At 66.0% G+C, this 16,526-nt stretch carries 14 protein-coding genes; 7 read left to right on the forward strand and 7 right to left on the reverse strand.

Going from position 1 to position 16,526, the window contains the following annotated elements:
- The first annotated feature begins 36 nt into the window (after nucleotides 1-36).
- The 3 genes from G3N99_RS10150 to G3N99_RS10160 all read left to right on the forward strand — a co-directional run bounded on the left by G3N99_RS10150 (nucleotide 37) and on the right by G3N99_RS10160 (nucleotide 4,241).
- Nucleotides 37-720 (forward strand): type 1 glutamine amidotransferase domain-containing protein, encoded by a 684-nt coding sequence (locus G3N99_RS10150; RefSeq protein ID WP_206122311.1) that lies wholly within the window; start codon nucleotides 37-39, stop codon nucleotides 718-720.
- A 313-nt stretch (nucleotides 721-1,033) separates the two neighbouring features.
- A complete protein-coding gene (locus G3N99_RS10155; RefSeq protein WP_206122312.1) occupies nucleotides 1,034-3,241 on the forward strand; it encodes an FUSC family protein in 2,208 nt (735 codons plus the stop codon).
- 412 nt (nucleotides 3,242-3,653) lie between these two features.
- Nucleotides 3,654-4,241, forward strand: coding sequence for a YigZ family protein (locus G3N99_RS10160; RefSeq protein ID WP_206122313.1), 588 nt, complete (start codon nucleotides 3,654-3,656; stop codon nucleotides 4,239-4,241).
- Between the two features lie 164 nt (nucleotides 4,242-4,405).
- On the opposite strand, the gene ppk2 is transcribed toward G3N99_RS10160, so the two are convergent.
- From ppk2 to G3N99_RS10195, 7 genes are all read right to left on the reverse strand, one after another.
- Complete coding sequence (ppk2, locus tag G3N99_RS10165) at nucleotides 4,406-5,356, reverse strand: polyphosphate kinase 2 (protein WP_174935667.1); 951 nt, start codon at nucleotides 5,354-5,356, stop codon at nucleotides 4,406-4,408.
- A gap of 89 nt (nucleotides 5,357-5,445) precedes the next feature.
- Nucleotides 5,446-6,837 carry an OmpW family protein gene (locus G3N99_RS10170; RefSeq protein ID WP_206122314.1) on the reverse strand — a complete coding sequence of 464 codons (1,392 nt, stop codon included), beginning with the start codon at nucleotides 6,835-6,837 and terminating at the stop codon, nucleotides 5,446-5,448.
- A 4-nt stretch (nucleotides 6,838-6,841) separates the two neighbouring features.
- Complete coding sequence (locus G3N99_RS10175) at nucleotides 6,842-8,137, reverse strand: HlyD family efflux transporter periplasmic adaptor subunit (protein WP_174945051.1); 1,296 nt, start codon at nucleotides 8,135-8,137, stop codon at nucleotides 6,842-6,844.
- A 12-nt stretch (nucleotides 8,138-8,149) separates the two neighbouring features.
- Nucleotides 8,150-9,154 carry a hypothetical protein gene (locus tag G3N99_RS10180; RefSeq protein ID WP_206122315.1) on the reverse strand — a complete coding sequence of 335 codons (1,005 nt, stop codon included), beginning with the start codon at nucleotides 9,152-9,154 and terminating at the stop codon, nucleotides 8,150-8,152.
- On the reverse strand, nucleotides 9,151-11,271 hold the full coding sequence (locus G3N99_RS10185; RefSeq protein WP_174945047.1) for a peptidase domain-containing ABC transporter: 2,121 nt from the start codon (nucleotides 11,269-11,271) through the stop codon (nucleotides 9,151-9,153). The genes G3N99_RS10180 and G3N99_RS10185 overlap by 4 nt, the downstream gene beginning before the upstream one ends.
- 145 nt (nucleotides 11,272-11,416) lie before the next feature.
- The gene (locus G3N99_RS10190; RefSeq protein WP_006479215.1) at nucleotides 11,417-11,602 is read right to left on the reverse strand and encodes a hypothetical protein; all 186 of its coding nucleotides are present in this window, start codon (nucleotides 11,600-11,602) and stop codon (nucleotides 11,417-11,419) included.
- Nucleotides 11,603-11,827: 225 nt separating this feature from the next.
- On the reverse strand, nucleotides 11,828-12,001 hold the full coding sequence (locus G3N99_RS10195; protein ID WP_006495012.1) for a hypothetical protein: 174 nt from the start codon (nucleotides 11,999-12,001) through the stop codon (nucleotides 11,828-11,830).
- A 281-nt stretch (nucleotides 12,002-12,282) separates the two neighbouring features.
- On the opposite strand from G3N99_RS10195, the gene G3N99_RS10200 reads away from it, so the two are divergent.
- The 4 genes from G3N99_RS10200 to G3N99_RS10215 all read left to right on the forward strand — a co-directional run.
- Entirely contained in the window at nucleotides 12,283-13,698 is a 1,416-nt protein-coding gene (locus G3N99_RS10200) for a TolC family protein (protein WP_206122316.1), read from the forward strand.
- 488 nt (nucleotides 13,699-14,186) lie between these two features.
- Nucleotides 14,187-15,224: an aliphatic amidase gene (locus G3N99_RS10205; RefSeq protein WP_011355442.1), complete on the forward strand. Its 1,038-nt coding sequence runs from the start codon at nucleotides 14,187-14,189 to the stop codon at nucleotides 15,222-15,224.
- Nucleotides 15,225-15,292: 68 nt separating this feature from the next.
- A complete protein-coding gene (locus tag G3N99_RS10210) occupies nucleotides 15,293-15,775 on the forward strand; it encodes an AmiS/UreI family transporter (RefSeq protein ID WP_174948775.1) in 483 nt (160 codons plus the stop codon).
- Nucleotides 15,775-16,526 (forward strand): CbbQ/NirQ/NorQ/GpvN family protein (locus G3N99_RS10215; protein ID WP_206122317.1); only part of this gene is annotated, 752 nt, incomplete at its 3' end. The genes G3N99_RS10210 and G3N99_RS10215, both read left to right, overlap by 1 nt.

The following is a 16,526-nucleotide window of genomic DNA, read 5'->3' on the forward strand; positions in this document are numbered from 1 at the left end:
TCGCGCATCCATCATTCATCTTCATCCATAGACATCATGAAACTTCTGTTCGTCCTGACCTCCCACGACACCCTCGGTTCGACCGGCGAGAAAACCGGCTTCTGGCTCGAGGAATTCGCTGCCCCCTATTTCACGCTGAAAGACGCAGGCGCCGACATCACGCTTGCATCGCCGGCCGGCGGCCAGCCGCCGCTCGATCCGAAAAGCGCGGACCCCGCGTTCCAGACCGACGCCACGCGCCGCTTCGAAGCGGATCGTGATGCGCTGGCCGCGCTCGCGGCCACGCAGAAGCTGTCCGACGTTGCCGTCGACGCGTTCGACGCGGTTTTCTATCCGGGCGGCCACGGTCCGCTCTGGGATCTCGCGGAAGATGCACGGTCGATCTCGCTGATCGAGCAGGCCATTGCACTGGGCAAGCCCGTCGCAGCCGTCTGCCACGCACCGGGCGTGCTGCGCCATGCGAAGGGGCCGGACGGCAAGCCGCTCGTCGCCGGCAAGACCGTCACCGGCTTCTCGAATTCGGAAGAGGATGCGGTCGGTTTGACGAACGTCGTGCCGTTCCTCGTCGAGGACGAACTCAAGGCGAAGGGTGGCCGCTATTCGAAAACCGATGACTGGCAACCGTATGTGGTCGTCGACGGCCTGTTGATCACCGGCCAGAATCCGGCGTCCTCCGAACCGGCCGCCCAGGCGCTGTTGAACATGCTCGCGCGCGCCTGACGCACGATGCGATCTCCCACCCAGCGGCGAATGCGTGGTTCGCCGCTGGTCTCGTGCAAGTCTCGCGCAAGCACGAAACGTGCGGAAGATCGGTCGTCCAGCCGTCCGCGGTCACGATCGCGATGCGGGCGCACGGCGCGCCCTTCGAGTCCTGCCATCGCCTTGAACAGGCCGAGCCCGGCCGTCGCGCGACGACGTCGATCCTGATCCGGTAAAAGCGTTTAACACCACGCGCAACACTCGAGCGCGCCGCCGGAAAATACAATCACGGTCGTCCTGTCGTCGCCCGCCCGCATTACGCGCCACCACCATCATGTCTTTGTTGCCTTCCCGATTCACGTCATATATTTCGGATACCAAAACAGGTGTCGCCATCGCCAATGCCGCCCGCGACTGGGCCGGCACGAGCGGCGTCACCTGGCTGTACATCTTCAAGACCCTCCTCGCCGCGCTTCTGGCGCTCGGCGTGGCGATGAAGCTCGAACTCCCGATGCCACGCACGGCGATGACCACGGTCTTCGTGCTGATGCAGCCGCAAAGCGGCATGGTGCTCGCCAAAAGCCTGTACCGGATCTGCGGCACGATCGTGGGCCTGCTCGCGATGCTGGTACTGATCAGCCTGTTCGGGCAAACGCCGGAACTCTTCCTCGGCGCAACCGCGCTCTGGATCGGCATTTGCACGGCAGGCGCCGCGCGAAACCGCAACTTCCGGACCTATGGCTTCGTGCTCGCCGGCTACACGGCCGCGCTCATCGGCATCCCTGCATGGCAGCATCCCGACGCAGCCTTCATTTCGGCGATGACGCGCGTGACGGAGGTGACGATCGGCATCCTGAGTTCGGGCGCGGTCAGCGCACTCGTCTTTCCGCAGCATGTCAGCGAACAGATCAGCCGCGTGAACCGCGCGCGCTTCACTGCGTTCGCGGACGACGTGCTGGCGATTCTGTCCGGCCGGATCGACCGGGCGTTTCTCGAAGCGCTGAGCGTGCGCATCGTCGACGAAACCGTGAGCTCGGAAGCCGCTCGCAGCGCCGCGGTTTTCGAAGGCCCCGACACACGCTTGCGAAACGGCCGCCTGACGCGTCTCAATGCGGAGCGCATGACGACGTCGACGCGCCTGCACGCCTTGAGTCAGCTGATCGCCCGGCTGCGTGCCGCGCGAGCCGACGTCGTGCTGGTGGAGATCGACGCACTGATGGCAGGTATCGCGACACCGCTCCGACACGAACGGCAGGATGCGGCGCACACCGACGATGTCGACGCATTCGCCGCGTCGCTGGCCGCCACCCTGGAACGCGGTCGCGCAGCGCTGCCCGCCCGCGCGCAGCGGGCGCGCAACCGGCTCGGCAGCAGCGCGACCGCACTCGACTTCGACACGGCGGTCGACCTGCTCGACCGGTTCCTGGACAGCTATATCGCCTACACGAGCACTTATCTGTCACTGAACGTCGCCGCGCACGAGCGCGAGCAGTGGGCCCCGCCATACGAACCGCGCACCAATCCGCTCATCGCGGCAGTCGCCGGCATCCGCGCGATGCTGCTGACGCTCGTGCTGAGCACGTTCTGGATCGCGACCGCGTGGCCGTCGGGCGCCCTGCTCGTGCTGAACGGCGGCGCCATCTGCGCACTGGTCGCCTCCTCGGCACGCCCGTCTCGCACCGCGTTCCAGATGGCGATCGGCACGGCGTTCGCGGCCGTCATCGGGCTGATCGTCATGTTCGTCGTCTACCCGGTCATCGACGGCTTCCCGCTGCTGTGCGTGGTACTCGCCGCGCCGCTCGCATTGGGATGCTGGATGACGACACGCCCGTCGCTGGCCGGCTACGGCATCGGATACTGCATCTACTTCTGCTTCCTGACAGGCCCCGACAATGTCGTCGCCTATGATCCGACGTCCTTCATGAACGACGCGATCGCGCTGGTCCTGTCCATGCTGATGGCGTCGGTCGCGTTCGAGTTGTTCCTGCCGCCGACGATGCGCGGGTTGCGCAAGCACCTGCTGGCCGACCTGCGCCGACAGGTCGTGTTCGCATGCACCGAGTCGGCCGCGACGCTGCGCGCACGCTTCGAAAGCCGCACGCGCGACCTCATGTATCAGGTTCGGTCGATATCGCGTGACGACCCGGCAGCAAACGGCGAGTCCGTCGAATGGTTTCTGTCCGTCATCGAGATCGGCTCGGCCGTCGTGGACCTGCGCGGCGCGATGGCCGGCGACACAGCACGGGCCGCGCCGGACGCCGCGCCGGCATGGCTCGACGACTGCACGTCCGCGTGCCGCGCGATTCGAATGCTGTTCGAGTCGCCGACGCCGAAGGCCAGCACCGCCGCCACGCACGCGGTACGGATTGCCATCGCCACCTTGCAAAGGACGATGCGGACCACCGATGCGGTTCGCCCTGCGGCGCCCCACCTTCAAACCGCGCTCGGTAGTCTGCATGTCCTTCACAGCGCGCTCGCGGCACCCGACTCGCCGCTACCCGCCCCCAATGACGACGCGTCGGCACCCGGCCGCGCACGCTGACTCGTTGGCCGGCGCGCGTCGGGCATGGCGCTTGGTTCAGGTCAATGCTCGACCGCCCGTTCCGCGCTGCTCCTGATCGCACACCTGAAGCCACCTCGTTGCCCGTCGATACAGCGATGACGGGCATGGCTGGACCCGACCGCGAATTCTGCGGTCGGGTCCGCCTTCAACCTTTCGCCACCGCGCGCGCACACCAACCGAGGTAACCCTCAATCCCAACCCAGGCGCTTTCGCGTCCTGGCAGATCGTCTGCGCGTCGTTCAGGTCGCATCGAAATGCATCGACGCGCACCACGGTAAAATTCTGTCTTCATCCCGCCCATGCAGCCGCCCCATGCCTGCCCGGGCCAGCACCCAAAGTACCGACACGCCACCATCATCTTGATTTCCTTACACTTTCCCCGACGCGACGCATGATGTACTCGCTCGCCACCACCTACATCCGCGAACTCGAGATCCGCAAGAGCCGCTTCATCGGGTACGCGATTCCCGTCGACGACCGCGACGCCGCGATGCAGGCGCTGCAGCGCCTGCGCGACGAACACCCGGCGGCCACGCATGTGTGCTGGGCATTGCTGGCGGGCGGCCAATCGGGCATGTCGGATGACGGAGAGCCGTCGGGCACGGCGGGCCGGCCGATCCTGGAAGTGCTGCGCCATCACGATCTCGACGGCGTGCTGGGTGCGGTCGTGCGTTACTACGGTGGCGTGAAGCTCGGCGCGGGCGGCTTGGTGCGCGCATACACCGATGCAATCGCGTCGGCGCTGCTCGATGCCGAGCGCATCGAGCGCATCCGCTACACGCGGCTCGCAATCGAGATCGGCTATCCGGAGGAGGCGCGCGTGCGCCGCTGGATCGAACAGGCGCGTTATGAACTGGTGGACAGCGCGTACGGGATGACGGTCAAGCTCGTGATCAAGCTGCCCGAGACCGCCGACGCGAATGCGCGGACCGAGTTGTTCGACCTGACGCAAGGGCGATCAGGCTTTCCCGATCTGTGACGCGCGGCAACCGCCCGCCCCGTCGCGCCCGGTGCCTGCGAACGGACGCGGCCGCGCACCCGCCCGGATCGTCGGGCGCGACCGCACCCCTTTCCTGATCCGGGAGTAACACGCGCCGCCTTGCGCGGCGCGCCCCTTCATCGCATCGAATCCGCGCTGGCCGCTCAGTAAGTGTCCGGCACGATCATGTTGTCCGGCACCGGCCGGCGGATGTAGTCCTCGTGATGCTCCCGCGGCGGCAGGTCGATCGGTGCGTGCGGCACCTCGTGATACGGCACCTGCTGGAGCAGGTGGTGAATACAGTTCAGCCGCGCGCGCTTCTTGTCGACGGCCTGCACGACCCACCACGGCGCTTCCTCGATGTGCGTACGCAGCAGCATCTCTTCCTTCGCGGCCGTATAGGCTTCCCAGCGGCGGCGGCTCTCGAGATCCATCGGGCTCAGCTTCCACTGCTTGAGCGGATCCTCGATCCGGCTCTGGAACCGCACTTCCTGCTCGTGATCGGTGATCGAGAACCAGTACTTGACGATCTGGATCCCGCTGCGCACCAGCATCTTCTCGAACTCGGGCACCGAACGGAAAAACTCCTCGTATTCCTCGTCGGTACAGAAGTTCATCACGCGCTCGACGCCCGCTCGGTTGTACCAGCTGCGGTCGAACAGCACGATCTCGCCGCCGGCCGGCAGATGCGCGACATAGCGCTGGAAATACCATTGCGTGCGCTCGCGGTTGCTCGGCGCCGGCAGCGCGGCAACCCGGCAGACGCGCGGGTTCAGCCGCTGCGTGATGCGCTTGATCGCACCGCCCTTGCCGGCCGCATCGCGCCCCTCGAAAATGACGACGAGCCGGTGCCCCGTGCTCACGACCCAGTCCTGCAGCTTCACGAGCTCGCCCTGCAGCCGGAACAGCTCGCGGAAATACTCCTTGCGCGCCTCGCGGCGCTCCTGCGAAAACAGCAGGTCGTCACTGTCGTCGAAGCGGCGATCGTCGAGCTCCATCTCGAGCTCTTCGTCGTAGGCGTCGACCAGATCTTCCTCGAAGCGGCGCTGGCGCGCCTCCATCGATTCCATATCGGTGCGATCGTCGGTCTCGGTGCGGGTATCGTTGTCGCCCATGGGGCCTCCTTCCATCATTGACGCAGCCAAACTCCGACATTATCCCAGTGTCGCGCGTCAAATTCATGAAAAAAGGGCCGGCGCGCCGGTCAGAAGCGGAATGCGAGCAGCACGCTGGCCAGCACGGGGTTCGCGGAAATATCGAACGTGTTCGACGCGAGCTGCCGGTTCGGCTGGTCGATGTCCAGCGTAATCTTCGTACGTAACGGGATATAGGTCACCATGCCGGTGATCCAGAACTGGCGCGTGATCTGGTAGCTCGCGCCGACGGTGAACACCGGCTCCCACACACTCTTCACCTTGGCCGACACGTTGGTCTTGCCCGACAGCAGCAGGTCGCCGCCGGCATCCCAGATGCGCTGGAACAGCGACGGGTCGAGCAGCAGCGACTGCAGGCTGCCGATGTCCGCACCCGCCGCGAGCAGCCCGCCGAGCGACGCGAGCTTGCGCTGGAACACGGGATTCAGGTTCGTGTTCGTGAAGCGCGTATAGCTGATGCCGACGCCCGCGAACGGTCGGAAACGATCCTCGCGCTCGCCGAGGTAATACTTGAATACGACAGAGCCGAGCCATGCGCGCGTGGTCGCGAGCGGGTTGCTTTGCGTGTTCGCGAGATCGATCAGCGGAAAGCGGCCCTGGACGCCGGAAAAAATCCGGTCGAGCGGCAGCGCGATGCTGCCGTGCCCGCGCAGCGTCAGCACCGGTGGAATGCCTCCACCGACTTCCGCCGCCCAGTTCTCCGAGAAAAAGTGGGTGAACGTGAAGGCCAGCGTGTTCGTATTGCTGAGCGACAGGCTCGAACCCTGGTTCTGGAAGCTGTTCAGCCCGAGGGCGTCCGTGTGCGTCGTCACGGGCGTCGATCGGCCGGTCGTGCCGATGAAGTGCCAGCCGAGGCCGACCATGGTGCGATCGTCGCCCATCAGCTGCGTCAGCAATGGCGGCGCCTCGGCAGCCGGCAGGTCGGGCAGCCGCGACGGGTCGATCGGATGCAGTTCGTACGGCATCCGGTCGGCGTGGACCACGCCACCGGCCGGGGCGTCATCCGCCGTTGCATCGCGTGGCGCGGCCGGATCGCAGCCGCCAGCTGCGCCGTTGTCGTCGAAACCGATGCCGTCCGCGCCATCGTCATGCGCTGCCGAACATGCGCGCCCCGCCCCGCCGGTTCGCTGGCCGAGCGTGATCTTGCGCGCCGTGAACGGCACGGCGTCGCGTTGCGGCACATCGCCCGAATCGTCACGCCCGCGGCGGGCCGGCCCCGCATCGGTCGCCCACGCGCTCGCATCGAACCCGTCCGCATCCCCGCCCGGCCAGAAGCCGATGCCGTCCGCGCCGGCCTGCCAGCGCGGCTCGGCGTCGCCGTCCGGCTGCGGCGCGCCATGCGCGGCGGCCGCACAGGCGAACAGCGTCGCACCGAGCCAGCGCGACAGCGGACGCACGGCGCCCGGCCGCGCACGGCGGCGGTCCTGGTTCCGGCTCGCCATCGGTTCAGGCCGGCACGCCGAACAGGCGTTGACGGATGCGGTACAGCGGCTCGAACAGCCATTCGAGCAGGCTGCGCCGCTCCAGTACGATGTCGGCCTTCAGCATCATCCCGGCCCGCAACGACAGCGGCCGCCCTTCGAACGCCGGCGTGCGATCGGCCAGCTCGACCCAGGTCTTGAAGTAGGTCTGCGGCGTGGCGGCGTCGCCCGGCAGGTTCAGCTCCTTCGCGGAAAACGCGACGGGCGAGATCGACAGCACCTTGCCGCGATAGGTGCCGAACTTCTCGACCGGATAGCTGGCGTATGCCACCTTCACTTCCTGCCCCTTCTTCACGAAGCCGGCCTTCGACGACGGAATGTAGACCTCGGCGATCAGCCCGTCGGCCTTCGCGGGCAGGATCTCGACGACCCGCGTGCCAGGCGGGTCGATCACGCCGCCCTGCACGACGTCGAGCCGCACGATCTGCCCGTCGGCCGGCGCGTACAGCACCTGGTTCACGTTCTCGTCGATGTTGTATTCCTTCGCGTTCAGCTCCTCCTGCTTGATCTTCAGTTCCGCGTTCGCGCCGTCGTACTTGCTCTGCATCGTGTCGAGATCGCCGCGCAGCTTCATCGCGTTCTTCGCGAGCTCGGCTCGCCGCAGCAGCAGGTCCTGGTACGCCTGCCCGGCCTGCAGGTACTGCGTGTTGACCTGGTTGTACTGCTCGAGCGTCACGACCTGTTCGTCGAGCAGTTGCTTCACGCGCGCACGCCGTTCGCCGTACTCGTCGACGATGCGCTTCTGGTCCTGGATCTGCCGGCCGATCAGCCCGCTGCTTTCGCCCTGCGCGGCGATCTGCTGATTGATCTGCTGCACCGACGACTTGTATTCGAGCCGCGCCGCGTCGATCTGCTGCGTCACCTCGACGCGCTGCCGGTCGAGCGCCGCGCGCATCCCCTGCACGTTGTTGGCCTGGCTCACGAAGCTCGTGTCGCGCGTCACCGCCAGCAGCCGCTGGCCGGCCTTCACGTGCTGGTCCTTGCCGACGAAGATGTCGCGCACGGCCCAGCCTGGCGGCGCGCTGACGCCGATCAGCCCCGAGCGCGGCGTCAGCATCCCCGACACGCTCTCGGTGTTCGCATAGCTCAGTTCGACGAGCGCGGTCACGAACATCGCGAACATCGCGAGCGACAGGTAGCAGAAGAACCGCATCGACACCGGCACGTCGACGACGCCGTGGATCACGGTGCCGAAGGTCGTGCCGCGCGCGAGCTTGCGCGACGGCTTCTGTTCTCGGAGGGCGGAGTTCCAGGTCGGCATGGGGCGGGCTCGTCAGGAGCGACGCCGCGTGGCCGCATCGAGCAGCGGCGTCGGCATCAGGTAAGGCGTGAAGTGTTCCCAGAAATGCCACTGCTCGGGCTGGCGTACGAGCGCCTGCTCGAGCCGGTCGACGATGCGCTGGTGCGTCGCGCGCACGGGCGACGCGTCGTCGTCCATGCCGAGCATCGGCGCGAGCGGGCTGGCCGCGAGCTCGGTGAAATGCACCGCGCAGCGATCGCGGAACGGCACGCCCGTCGCATACGCGACCAGCAGCGGAATCCCCTGCTCGACCGCGAGCTTCACGCCGCCGCCGGCCATCCGCACCCAGCGGCCGCCGAGCCGGCAGCGGTTGGTCTTGCCGAACTTGCCGTGCAGGTCGGAGAACAGCAGGAACACGGGCGACTCGCGCCGCAGGCTCGTGATCAGCCGGCGCAGGTGCACGCGCTCCTCGATATCGATGAACTCGACTTCACCGGCGCCGTATTCGGCGACGAGCCGCAGCGCATCGTCGAAGAACGCGCCGGGCGCATCGCGGTGCAGGATCACCATCAGCTTGCGGTCGTCGGGAATCATGAAGCGCAGCTTCGTGACGAACAGCATCAGGTTGCCGAAGTGCAGCCCCGCGAGCATCAGCGGGCCGCCGCGTGCGAGCGCCGCCTGCAGCTGCGCGTCGCCTTCGCACGCCATCCCGTCGATCATCGACTTCATCGATTCGAGGCTGTGCGACCGCAGCTTGAGCCCCGCGAACTCGGCCTCGAACAGCTCGCGCACGATCGCCGCCGACACTTCCCGCACACGTCGTGGATCGTCGTTCAGGTGCGCGCTCAGCATGTATGCGACCGCACGCTCGATCGACTCGCGAATGCACGGAAAGCAGCGCAGGCATGCGCCCGAGCACCAGCGCATCAGCCGCAGCCCGCGCGCCGGTGACGTGCGCAGCGCGACGGCGCGCACCGCGCGCCGCACCAGGAACGCATACGAGAACGGATTGAGCAGAAAGAGTCGTCCGAGCATCACCGCGTCTCCTCGGCCGAACGCCATGCGCCGGTCGCATCGGTCAATACGCCGTCCCGCATCTCGTAGATCCGGTCGACCATCGACAGGATCGACGCGTCGTGCGTGACGAGCACGATCGTGCACGGCAGCGTCAGCACGTTGCGGCAGATCTCGTGCGTCGTCGCCTGGTCGAGGTTCGACGAAAATTCGTCGAGGATCAGCAGGCGCGGCTCGCAATACAGCGCCCGCGCGATCAGCAGCCGCTGCATCTGCCCGGCCGACAGGAATTTCTGCGTATCGCCGAGCGGGGTGTCGTAGCGATGGTCGAGCCGCTCGATCTCGTCGTGGATGCACGCGAGCTTCGCCGCGTCGAACATCGCGCCGATCCGCGGCGCAGGCGCGAAGTTCGTGATGTTGTCGCGAATCGTCCCGCGAAACAGCTGGTCGGACTGCGTGACGGCCGCGAGATGCTTGCGGTACTGCCTCAGGTTCACTTCCGCGAGATCCACACCGCCGACGAACAGCGTGCCGGGCTCGGGCCGCACGAGCCCGCAGATCAGGTTCAGCAGCGTCGTCTTGCCGCTGCCGGTGCGGCCGACGATCGCGATCTTGCTGCCCGCCGGCACGTCGAGCGCAATGTCACGCAGAATCGGGCGATGGCCGCCCTTCGGCGTGTACGACAGCGCGCGAATCGCCAGCGCGCCGTCGAAACCGTCGACCGGCCGCACGACCGCGTCGGGCGCGGGCTCCTCCGTCTCGGTCTGCAGCACGTCCGCGACGCGGTCCATATGCACCTGCAGCACCTTGCGGCGCACGTAGAGCTGGATCGAGTCGATGAACTTGTCGGCGAACAGGTTCTTGTACTGGATGAACGCGTAGATCACGCCGATCGTGCTCTGGCCGTGCATCACGAGCCACGCGCCATACGTGACGATCACGAGCTGCTCGACGTGCACGATCCCCTTCGAGATCGCGTCGAACAGCAACTGCAGCCGCTCCTGCTGGCGCATCGCCTGCAGCTTCTGCGTGAACGCATTCACCCACAGGCTGCTGCGCGCGGTCTCGGCCGACAGCAGCTTGATCGAGTGCGCGGAACGGATGTTCTCGATCAGCAGCGCGTCGGCTTCTGCGCCGCGCGTGAGAATCTGCGACATCGCGTCCTGCAGTTGCGGCTGGATCGCGAGCCGGCTCAGCGCGAACAGCACCATCCCGGCCAGGCTGATGCCGGCCAGCACCGGGCTGTAGTACAGCATCAGCACGAGCGTCAGCGTGCAGGTGACGATATTGAGCAGCCCGCCGACGAGGCCATCGACGAGAAAGCGCCCGACCTCCGACACCGACGACACGCGCGAGATCGAATCGCCGGTGTTGTGGAACAGGAAATAGCCGATCGGCAGCCGCGCGAGATGTCCGACCATGTTCGCCGACAACTGCTGCGACACGATGTTGCGCAGGTAGCTCTTGATGTTGCCGACGAGGTTCGCGTAGAGCGTGTCGAACAGGAACACGATCGCGAACAGGATCGTCAGCAGGTACAGGATGTCGACGTCGGTCTTCTTCAGCGCCTCGTCGATCGTCAGCTGCACGTACGACGGGCCGAGCAGCAGCAGGAGCTGCGCGGCGACGCCGCCCGCGATGCCGATCGCGAGGCTCTTGCGGATGCCGGTCAGCCCTTCGAGGTAGTCGCGCAACCGGATCCGGTCGGCCTGCCCCGCCCGCGTGAAGCCGATGTCCGGATTCAGTTCGAGCGCGTAGCCGGTGATGTGCGTGAGCGCCTGTGCGAGCGGCAGCTTCGTTTCGCCCAGTGCGGGATCGACGATGTGCACGCTGCCATAGCCGACCTTCGTCAGCACGACATAGTGGTTCATCCCCCAATGCAGGATGCACGGCGTCTTGAGCGCATCGAGCTCGCCCGCGTCGAACTGGAGCCCGCGGGCGCGCAGGCCGAGATCGTTCGAGATCTCCATCAGGTCGAAGAACGACAGCCCGGAATCGATCCGGACGGGGTAACGGTTGCGCAGCGTGCGCAACGTCGTTTCGCGCCCGTGCCACGACGCGATCATCGCGAGGCAGGCCAGGCCGCACTCCGTCACCTCGTCTTGCAGGACCGGACGGACTTTACGCGTATTGAAAAGCATGGTCGGGCACCCGGGGCGCGACGACGCGCCGCCCGGGCCTGCCGCTAGCGGGCCCGTGGCGGGTCGTGCGCGATACGCATGGGCGCAGCCGGCACGCTGCCGGCTGCGAAGGAAGATCGGTGTTACCGGCTGCTTGGCGGGCCGCTCAGCGCGACGAGCCGAGCGACATCCGGAACTGCTCGACGGCGTGGGCCTGGTACTGGGTCATCAGGCCCTGGAGCGTGGTTCCGATCGACTGGTTGACGAGATCGACCGTATAGGCGGCCGAATTGGAGTAAAGCGACGCGCCGCCGCGAATCTGGCGGGCCTGTTCTTCCGTGATGTCTCGCATTTGTTGTGGCCTTTATATTGTCGGAATGCCCGCAACCGTCAGCCAATTGCAATCTCAATGGCCGTTCACTTTATTACGGGGATAATCCGGCACTCCTGCCTCCTGATAATCGCCCGAACCGAAAATAATGCACTCCGGATTCGCTTTATTTCCACTGCGGCGATCGATTCTTTTCCTTCTATTGCGCAGCATTTCGCGCGGGGGGCGCCTCCCCGCGCACGGCGGTTACTTGCCGGTGTTATTGAACGTCTTCGGGTTCTGCAGGTAATTGCCGAGGCTCGGCAGGAACTGGCCGAGCGCGGTCACCACCGGCGCGGCGTCAACAGCGAGGCTACCCAGCGAGCTGATCGCACCGCCGCCATGCACATTCCTGACCTGTTCCGTCGTCATGACCTTCATCATTCTCTCCTCGTAAAAAATAAAGATGATGCAAAGAACCTTCATTGAAAGACCAACGGCTTTTAATCCCTAGCGACTTGTTAATCTAATAATCACTGCGATTACGAGCCGAAATCAGGCTATCATGCGAGCGCATCGGAATTCAATGGAGGACACACTCTTACAGGCGCGTTTTCCGATGCACCACGGTTGGCAGGCATTCATGCTGTTTGAATTTCAATTTCAAAACGTTTAAATCCCGCCGCAATACGTTGCGGCACGGGCAGGAGACGGAGACGGCCATGTTTGAAACGAGGCGCGTGAATCGCGGATCGGCGACGCGGAATGCGGGTAATTCCCTATCAAGTTTTTCGACTAGGTGGAATCCCCGACTTGCAACCGTGACATTGTTCGCTGTAATGATAGCCGGCATGTCTGCGAACGCGCGTGCGTTCTGCCTCGACACCGCCTTCCAGTACGCGGCAGTGCACGATCCGCGCTACCTGCAGGCGCGCAGCGAATACGACGCGGCCCGCCAGAAATTCCCCGAAGCACGCGCGCAGATGTTGCCGCAGGCCGCCGCGCAACTCGAATGGGGGCGCTACGGCACGCACGCGAATCTGTTCGGGATCGACGTCAGCGGATCGAGCAATGCCGCTTACGGTTCCGCGCAAGTCACGCAGGCGCTGTTCAACGTGCCCTACCTGTACGACATGCGGCGCGCGACCGAGTACGAGGAATCGGCGAAACAGAAGCTCGAGGTGGCGAGGCAGGACCTGATCCTGCGCGTCGCGAACGCGTGCTTCGACCTGCTCAGCGCGCGCGAGAAGCTGCAGTCGGCCGACGACGAAGTGAACGCGCTCACCCGGCTCGAAAGCGATACGCGACGCATGGCGCAGCTCGGGATGAAGACGATCGGCGATACGGCTGAAATCGAGGCGCGTCGCAGCCTCGCCGAATCCGACGAAGCCCTCGCGCAAACCGACGTCGACGCGCGCCGCGCGCGCTACGAGACGCTGCTCGGTTCGACGATCGATTTCTCGCGCTGGCCGCGGCTCGCGATGCGCGGCTCGTCGCCGCGCATTCCGTCGGGCGAATACGCACCGCAGGACAACCCCGCGTACCGGCAGGCATATCGCGACGTCCAGGTCGCGCGGCTCGCCGCGAAGCGCGTCAGCGCCGAGCACTTGCCGACCGTCGACCTGTTCGCGTCGTACTCGCGCGGGCTCAACCCGAACCTGCGCGGGCTCACCGATCGCTCGGATTTCCATCAGAGCGCGGTCGGCGTGCAGGTGACGATCCCGATCTTCTCCGGCGGCAGCGTGTACTACCGGCAGGTGGAGGCCGAGCACGTGACCGAGCAATACCGCAACCGGCTGCGCGAGGTCGAGGAGCAACTGGGCACCGATCATCGCGAGGCGCTGTCCGCGCTCGAATCGGTCGGCAAGCGCATCCGCGCGCTGCAGCAGTCGCTGCAGGCCGCGCGGCTTGCGTACGATTCGTCGATGAAGGCGCATCAGGTCGGCTACAGCACGACGTACGAAACGCTGAACCTGCGGCGCGACATCTCGGGCATCCGGCAGAAGCTGTTCGACAGCTATCTCGATGCGCTGAAGCTGCAACTGAAGCTGAAAAGCGTGCTGGGCACGCTCGACGAACAGTCGCTGATCGCGGTGGACAGTTTCCTCGAAAGCAATGCGGCGAACGACCGAAGTTAAGCGCGATTCAACCCGCATCGGCATACGCCAAAAGGTTGTCGACGCAACCTTATTCCGCATTGCCGATGCGCCTGCCAATCCGCTCGCGTCGACGCGGGTGCGATGCGATGCCGCTCCGTCGCTCACGCAAACTTGCGTCCGACCCCGCTCGATCGCCCAGCGCAATGCACGATCCCGGACGCACGCCGCACCGGTCGCCGTGCCCTCACCGCGTGCAGGGGTATACGCGATGTTGCGTCCAAAAAAAACTTTGCCTAGAGTGCATCCCATCGATCCGGCGGACAAAGACGTCCCACGATCGTGCGAAGCGCGTGCCCGCTAGCCCGCACTTCGCCGGCCCCACACCGGGCCACCCATCCGCATTCCCGTTATCCGACAGCGTTGTCGGATGAACGGACCGGCAAAGAAGCCCTTGCCTCGCTCGTCGAGGCAAGGGCTTTTTTTTGCCTTTCGAAAACGCACGTCTTCACCCGAACCAGGAGCACACCATGCGTCATGGCGATATTTCCAGCAGCAACGACGCCGTCGGCGTCGCCGTCGTCCAGTACAAGATGCCGCGCCTGCACACGCGCGCCGACGTAATCGCGAACGCCCGCGAAATCGCGGAGCGCGTGGTCGGCATCAAGCGCGGCCTGCCCGGCATGGACCTCATCGTGTTTCCCGAATACTCGACGCACGGGATCATGTACGACGCGAAGGAGATGTACGACACGGCCTCGACGATCCCCGGAGAGGAAACCGACATCTTCGCGGCCGCGTGCCGCAAGGCCAACGTGTGGGGCGTGTTCTCGCTGACCGGCGAGCGCCACGAGGAGCACCCGAACAAGGCGCCGTACAACACGCTCGTGCTGATCAACAACCAGGGCGAGATCGTGCAGAAGTACCGCAAGATCATGCCGTGGGTGCCGGTCGAAGGCTGGTATCCGGGCGACTGCACGTATGTCGCCGAAGGGCCGAAGGGGCTCAAGATCAGCCTGATCATCTGCGACGACGGCAACTACCCGGAGATCTGGCGCGACTGCGCGATGCGCGGCGCCGAGCTCGTCGTGCGCTGCCAGGGCTACATGTACCCGGCGAAGGACCAGCAGGTGCTCGTGTCGAAGGCGATGGCGTTCATGAACAACTGCTACGTCGCGGTCGCGAATGCGTCCGGGTTCGACGGCGTGTATTCGTATTTCGGCCACTCGGCGATCGTCGGCTTCGACGGCCGCACGCTCGGCGAATGCGGCGAGGAAGAAAACGGCGTGCAGTATGCCGAGCTGTCAGTGAGCCTGATCCGCGACGCGCGCCGCAACATGCAGTCGCAGAACCACCTGTACAAGCTGCTGCACCGCGGCTACACGGGCAAGATCGGCTCCGGCGAATCGCCGAACGGCGTCGCGCAATGCCCGTTCGAGTTCTACGCGAACTGGGTGAACGACCCGGACGGCACGCGCCAGGCCGTCGAACGCCTCACGCGCGCCACACCCGGCACGCCCGAATGCCCGATCGAAGGCATTCCGTCCGAAGCGCCCGCGCACCGCTGAGCCCGCGCCCTGCCCGGCCGTTCGCGCCGCGTGCGCGAACGGCTCCGTCCCACTCTGGAGCCTTCATCATGCTCGGTGTCGCTCTCTTCTTCATCGGTGCGGTGCTGGTCGTCAACGGCGTCGCACTCACCGGCCGCATCGAACCGCGCGATGCGGCCGGCCTGAACCTGCTCGTCGGGCTGCTCGCGCTGCTGATCAACCTCGTCGGCCTCGTGCAGGCGTCGGAGCCGCAGCAATATTTCTCGAGCGCGGGCGGCCTGCTGTTCGCGTTCACGTACCTGTACCTCGCCGCCGTCCAGTGGCGCGGACTGCAAGGCGCGGGGCTCGGCTGGTATTGCCTGTTCGTCGCGATCAGCGCGCTCGTCTATGCCGGCACGTCGCATGACGTGCGCTTCGGCACGATGTGGCTGCTGTGGTCGAGCCTGTGGTTCCTGTTCTTCGTCGCGCTGGGGCTGAAGCGGCGCGTGCGCTTCCTGCCCGGCTACACGATCGCGATCGGCGTCGGCACCTGCTGGTTGCCCGGCATGCTGATGATGACCGGGAGGTGGTAATGAGCGCACGCGATACGCCGCTTGCCACCGATCCGCTCGCCGGACACCGCATCGCCGACGCGCCGTTCTACCAGCCGGCCGGCGCCGAAGCCGACTGGTTCGAGACGGCCTGCCGCCGTCACCTGCCGGTCCTGCTGAAAGGGCCGACCGGCTGCGGCAAGACCCGATTCGTCGAGTACATGGCGTGGCGCATGGGCCTGCCGCTGATCCAGGTCGCGTGCAACGACGACACGTCGGCCGCCGACCTGACCGGCCGGCACCTGCTCGACGCCGACGGCACCTACTGGGCCGACGGGCCGCTCACGCTCGCGGCGCGGCATGGCGCGATCTGCTATCTCGACGAGATCGTCGAGGCGCGCCCCGACGCGACGGTCGTGATCCATCCGCTGACCGACTCGCGGCGCGTGCTGCCGCTCGACCGGCTCGGCGAGGTCGTGCATGCGCATCCGGATTTCCATCTGGTGATCTCGTACAACCCCGGCTATCACGGCGAGCACCGGCGGTTGAAGCCGTCGACGCGGCAGCGTTTCGTCGCGATCGACTTCGGCTATCCGGATGCCGCGCATGAAGCCGACGTCGTCGTACGCGAAAGCGGCGCCGACCGTGACACCGCGCGCCGGCTCGTCGATCTCGCCCACCGCACGCGCGCACTGGCGCAAGCCGGCAACGGGCTCGACGAAGGTGCGTCGACGCGCCTGCTCGTGCACGCGGCCCGGCTGATCGTCGCGGGGCTCGCGCCGCTCGATGCGTG

Source organism: Burkholderia sp. Ac-20392, from assembly GCF_017104585.1.
Lineage (GTDB): Bacteria > Pseudomonadota > Gammaproteobacteria > Burkholderiales > Burkholderiaceae > Burkholderia > Burkholderia lata.

Bases quoted from the DNA above. Each gene is read 5' to 3' on its own strand.
- ppk2 (WP_174935667.1), bottom strand. From the start codon at position 5,356: ATGGGCGACAACGATACCCGCACCGAGACCGACGATCGCACCGATATG.
- G3N99_RS10185 (WP_174945047.1), bottom strand. From the start codon at position 11,271: ATGCTTTTCAATACGCGTAAAGTCCGTCCGGTCCTGCAAGACGAGGTG.
- G3N99_RS10200 (WP_206122316.1), top strand. From the start codon at position 12,283: ATGTTTGAAACGAGGCGCGTGAATCGCGGATCGGCGACGCGGAATGCG.
- G3N99_RS10210 (WP_174948775.1), top strand. From the start codon at position 15,293: ATGCTCGGTGTCGCTCTCTTCTTCATCGGTGCGGTGCTGGTCGTCAAC.
- G3N99_RS10170 (WP_206122314.1), bottom strand. From the start codon at position 6,837: ATGGCGAGCCGGAACCAGGACCGCCGCCGTGCGCGGCCGGGCGCCGTG.
- G3N99_RS10160 (WP_206122313.1), top strand. From the start codon at position 3,654: ATGATGTACTCGCTCGCCACCACCTACATCCGCGAACTCGAGATCCGC.
- G3N99_RS10150 (WP_206122311.1), top strand. From the start codon at position 37: ATGAAACTTCTGTTCGTCCTGACCTCCCACGACACCCTCGGTTCGACC.
- G3N99_RS10195 (WP_006495012.1), bottom strand. From the start codon at position 12,001: ATGAAGGTCATGACGACGGAACAGGTCAGGAATGTGCATGGCGGCGGT.
- G3N99_RS10155 (WP_206122312.1), top strand. From the start codon at position 1,034: ATGTCTTTGTTGCCTTCCCGATTCACGTCATATATTTCGGATACCAAA.
- G3N99_RS10175 (WP_174945051.1), bottom strand. From the start codon at position 8,137: ATGCCGACCTGGAACTCCGCCCTCCGAGAACAGAAGCCGTCGCGCAAG.
- G3N99_RS10205 (WP_011355442.1), top strand. From the start codon at position 14,187: ATGCGTCATGGCGATATTTCCAGCAGCAACGACGCCGTCGGCGTCGCC.
- G3N99_RS10190 (WP_006479215.1), bottom strand. From the start codon at position 11,602: ATGCGAGACATCACGGAAGAACAGGCCCGCCAGATTCGCGGCGGCGCG.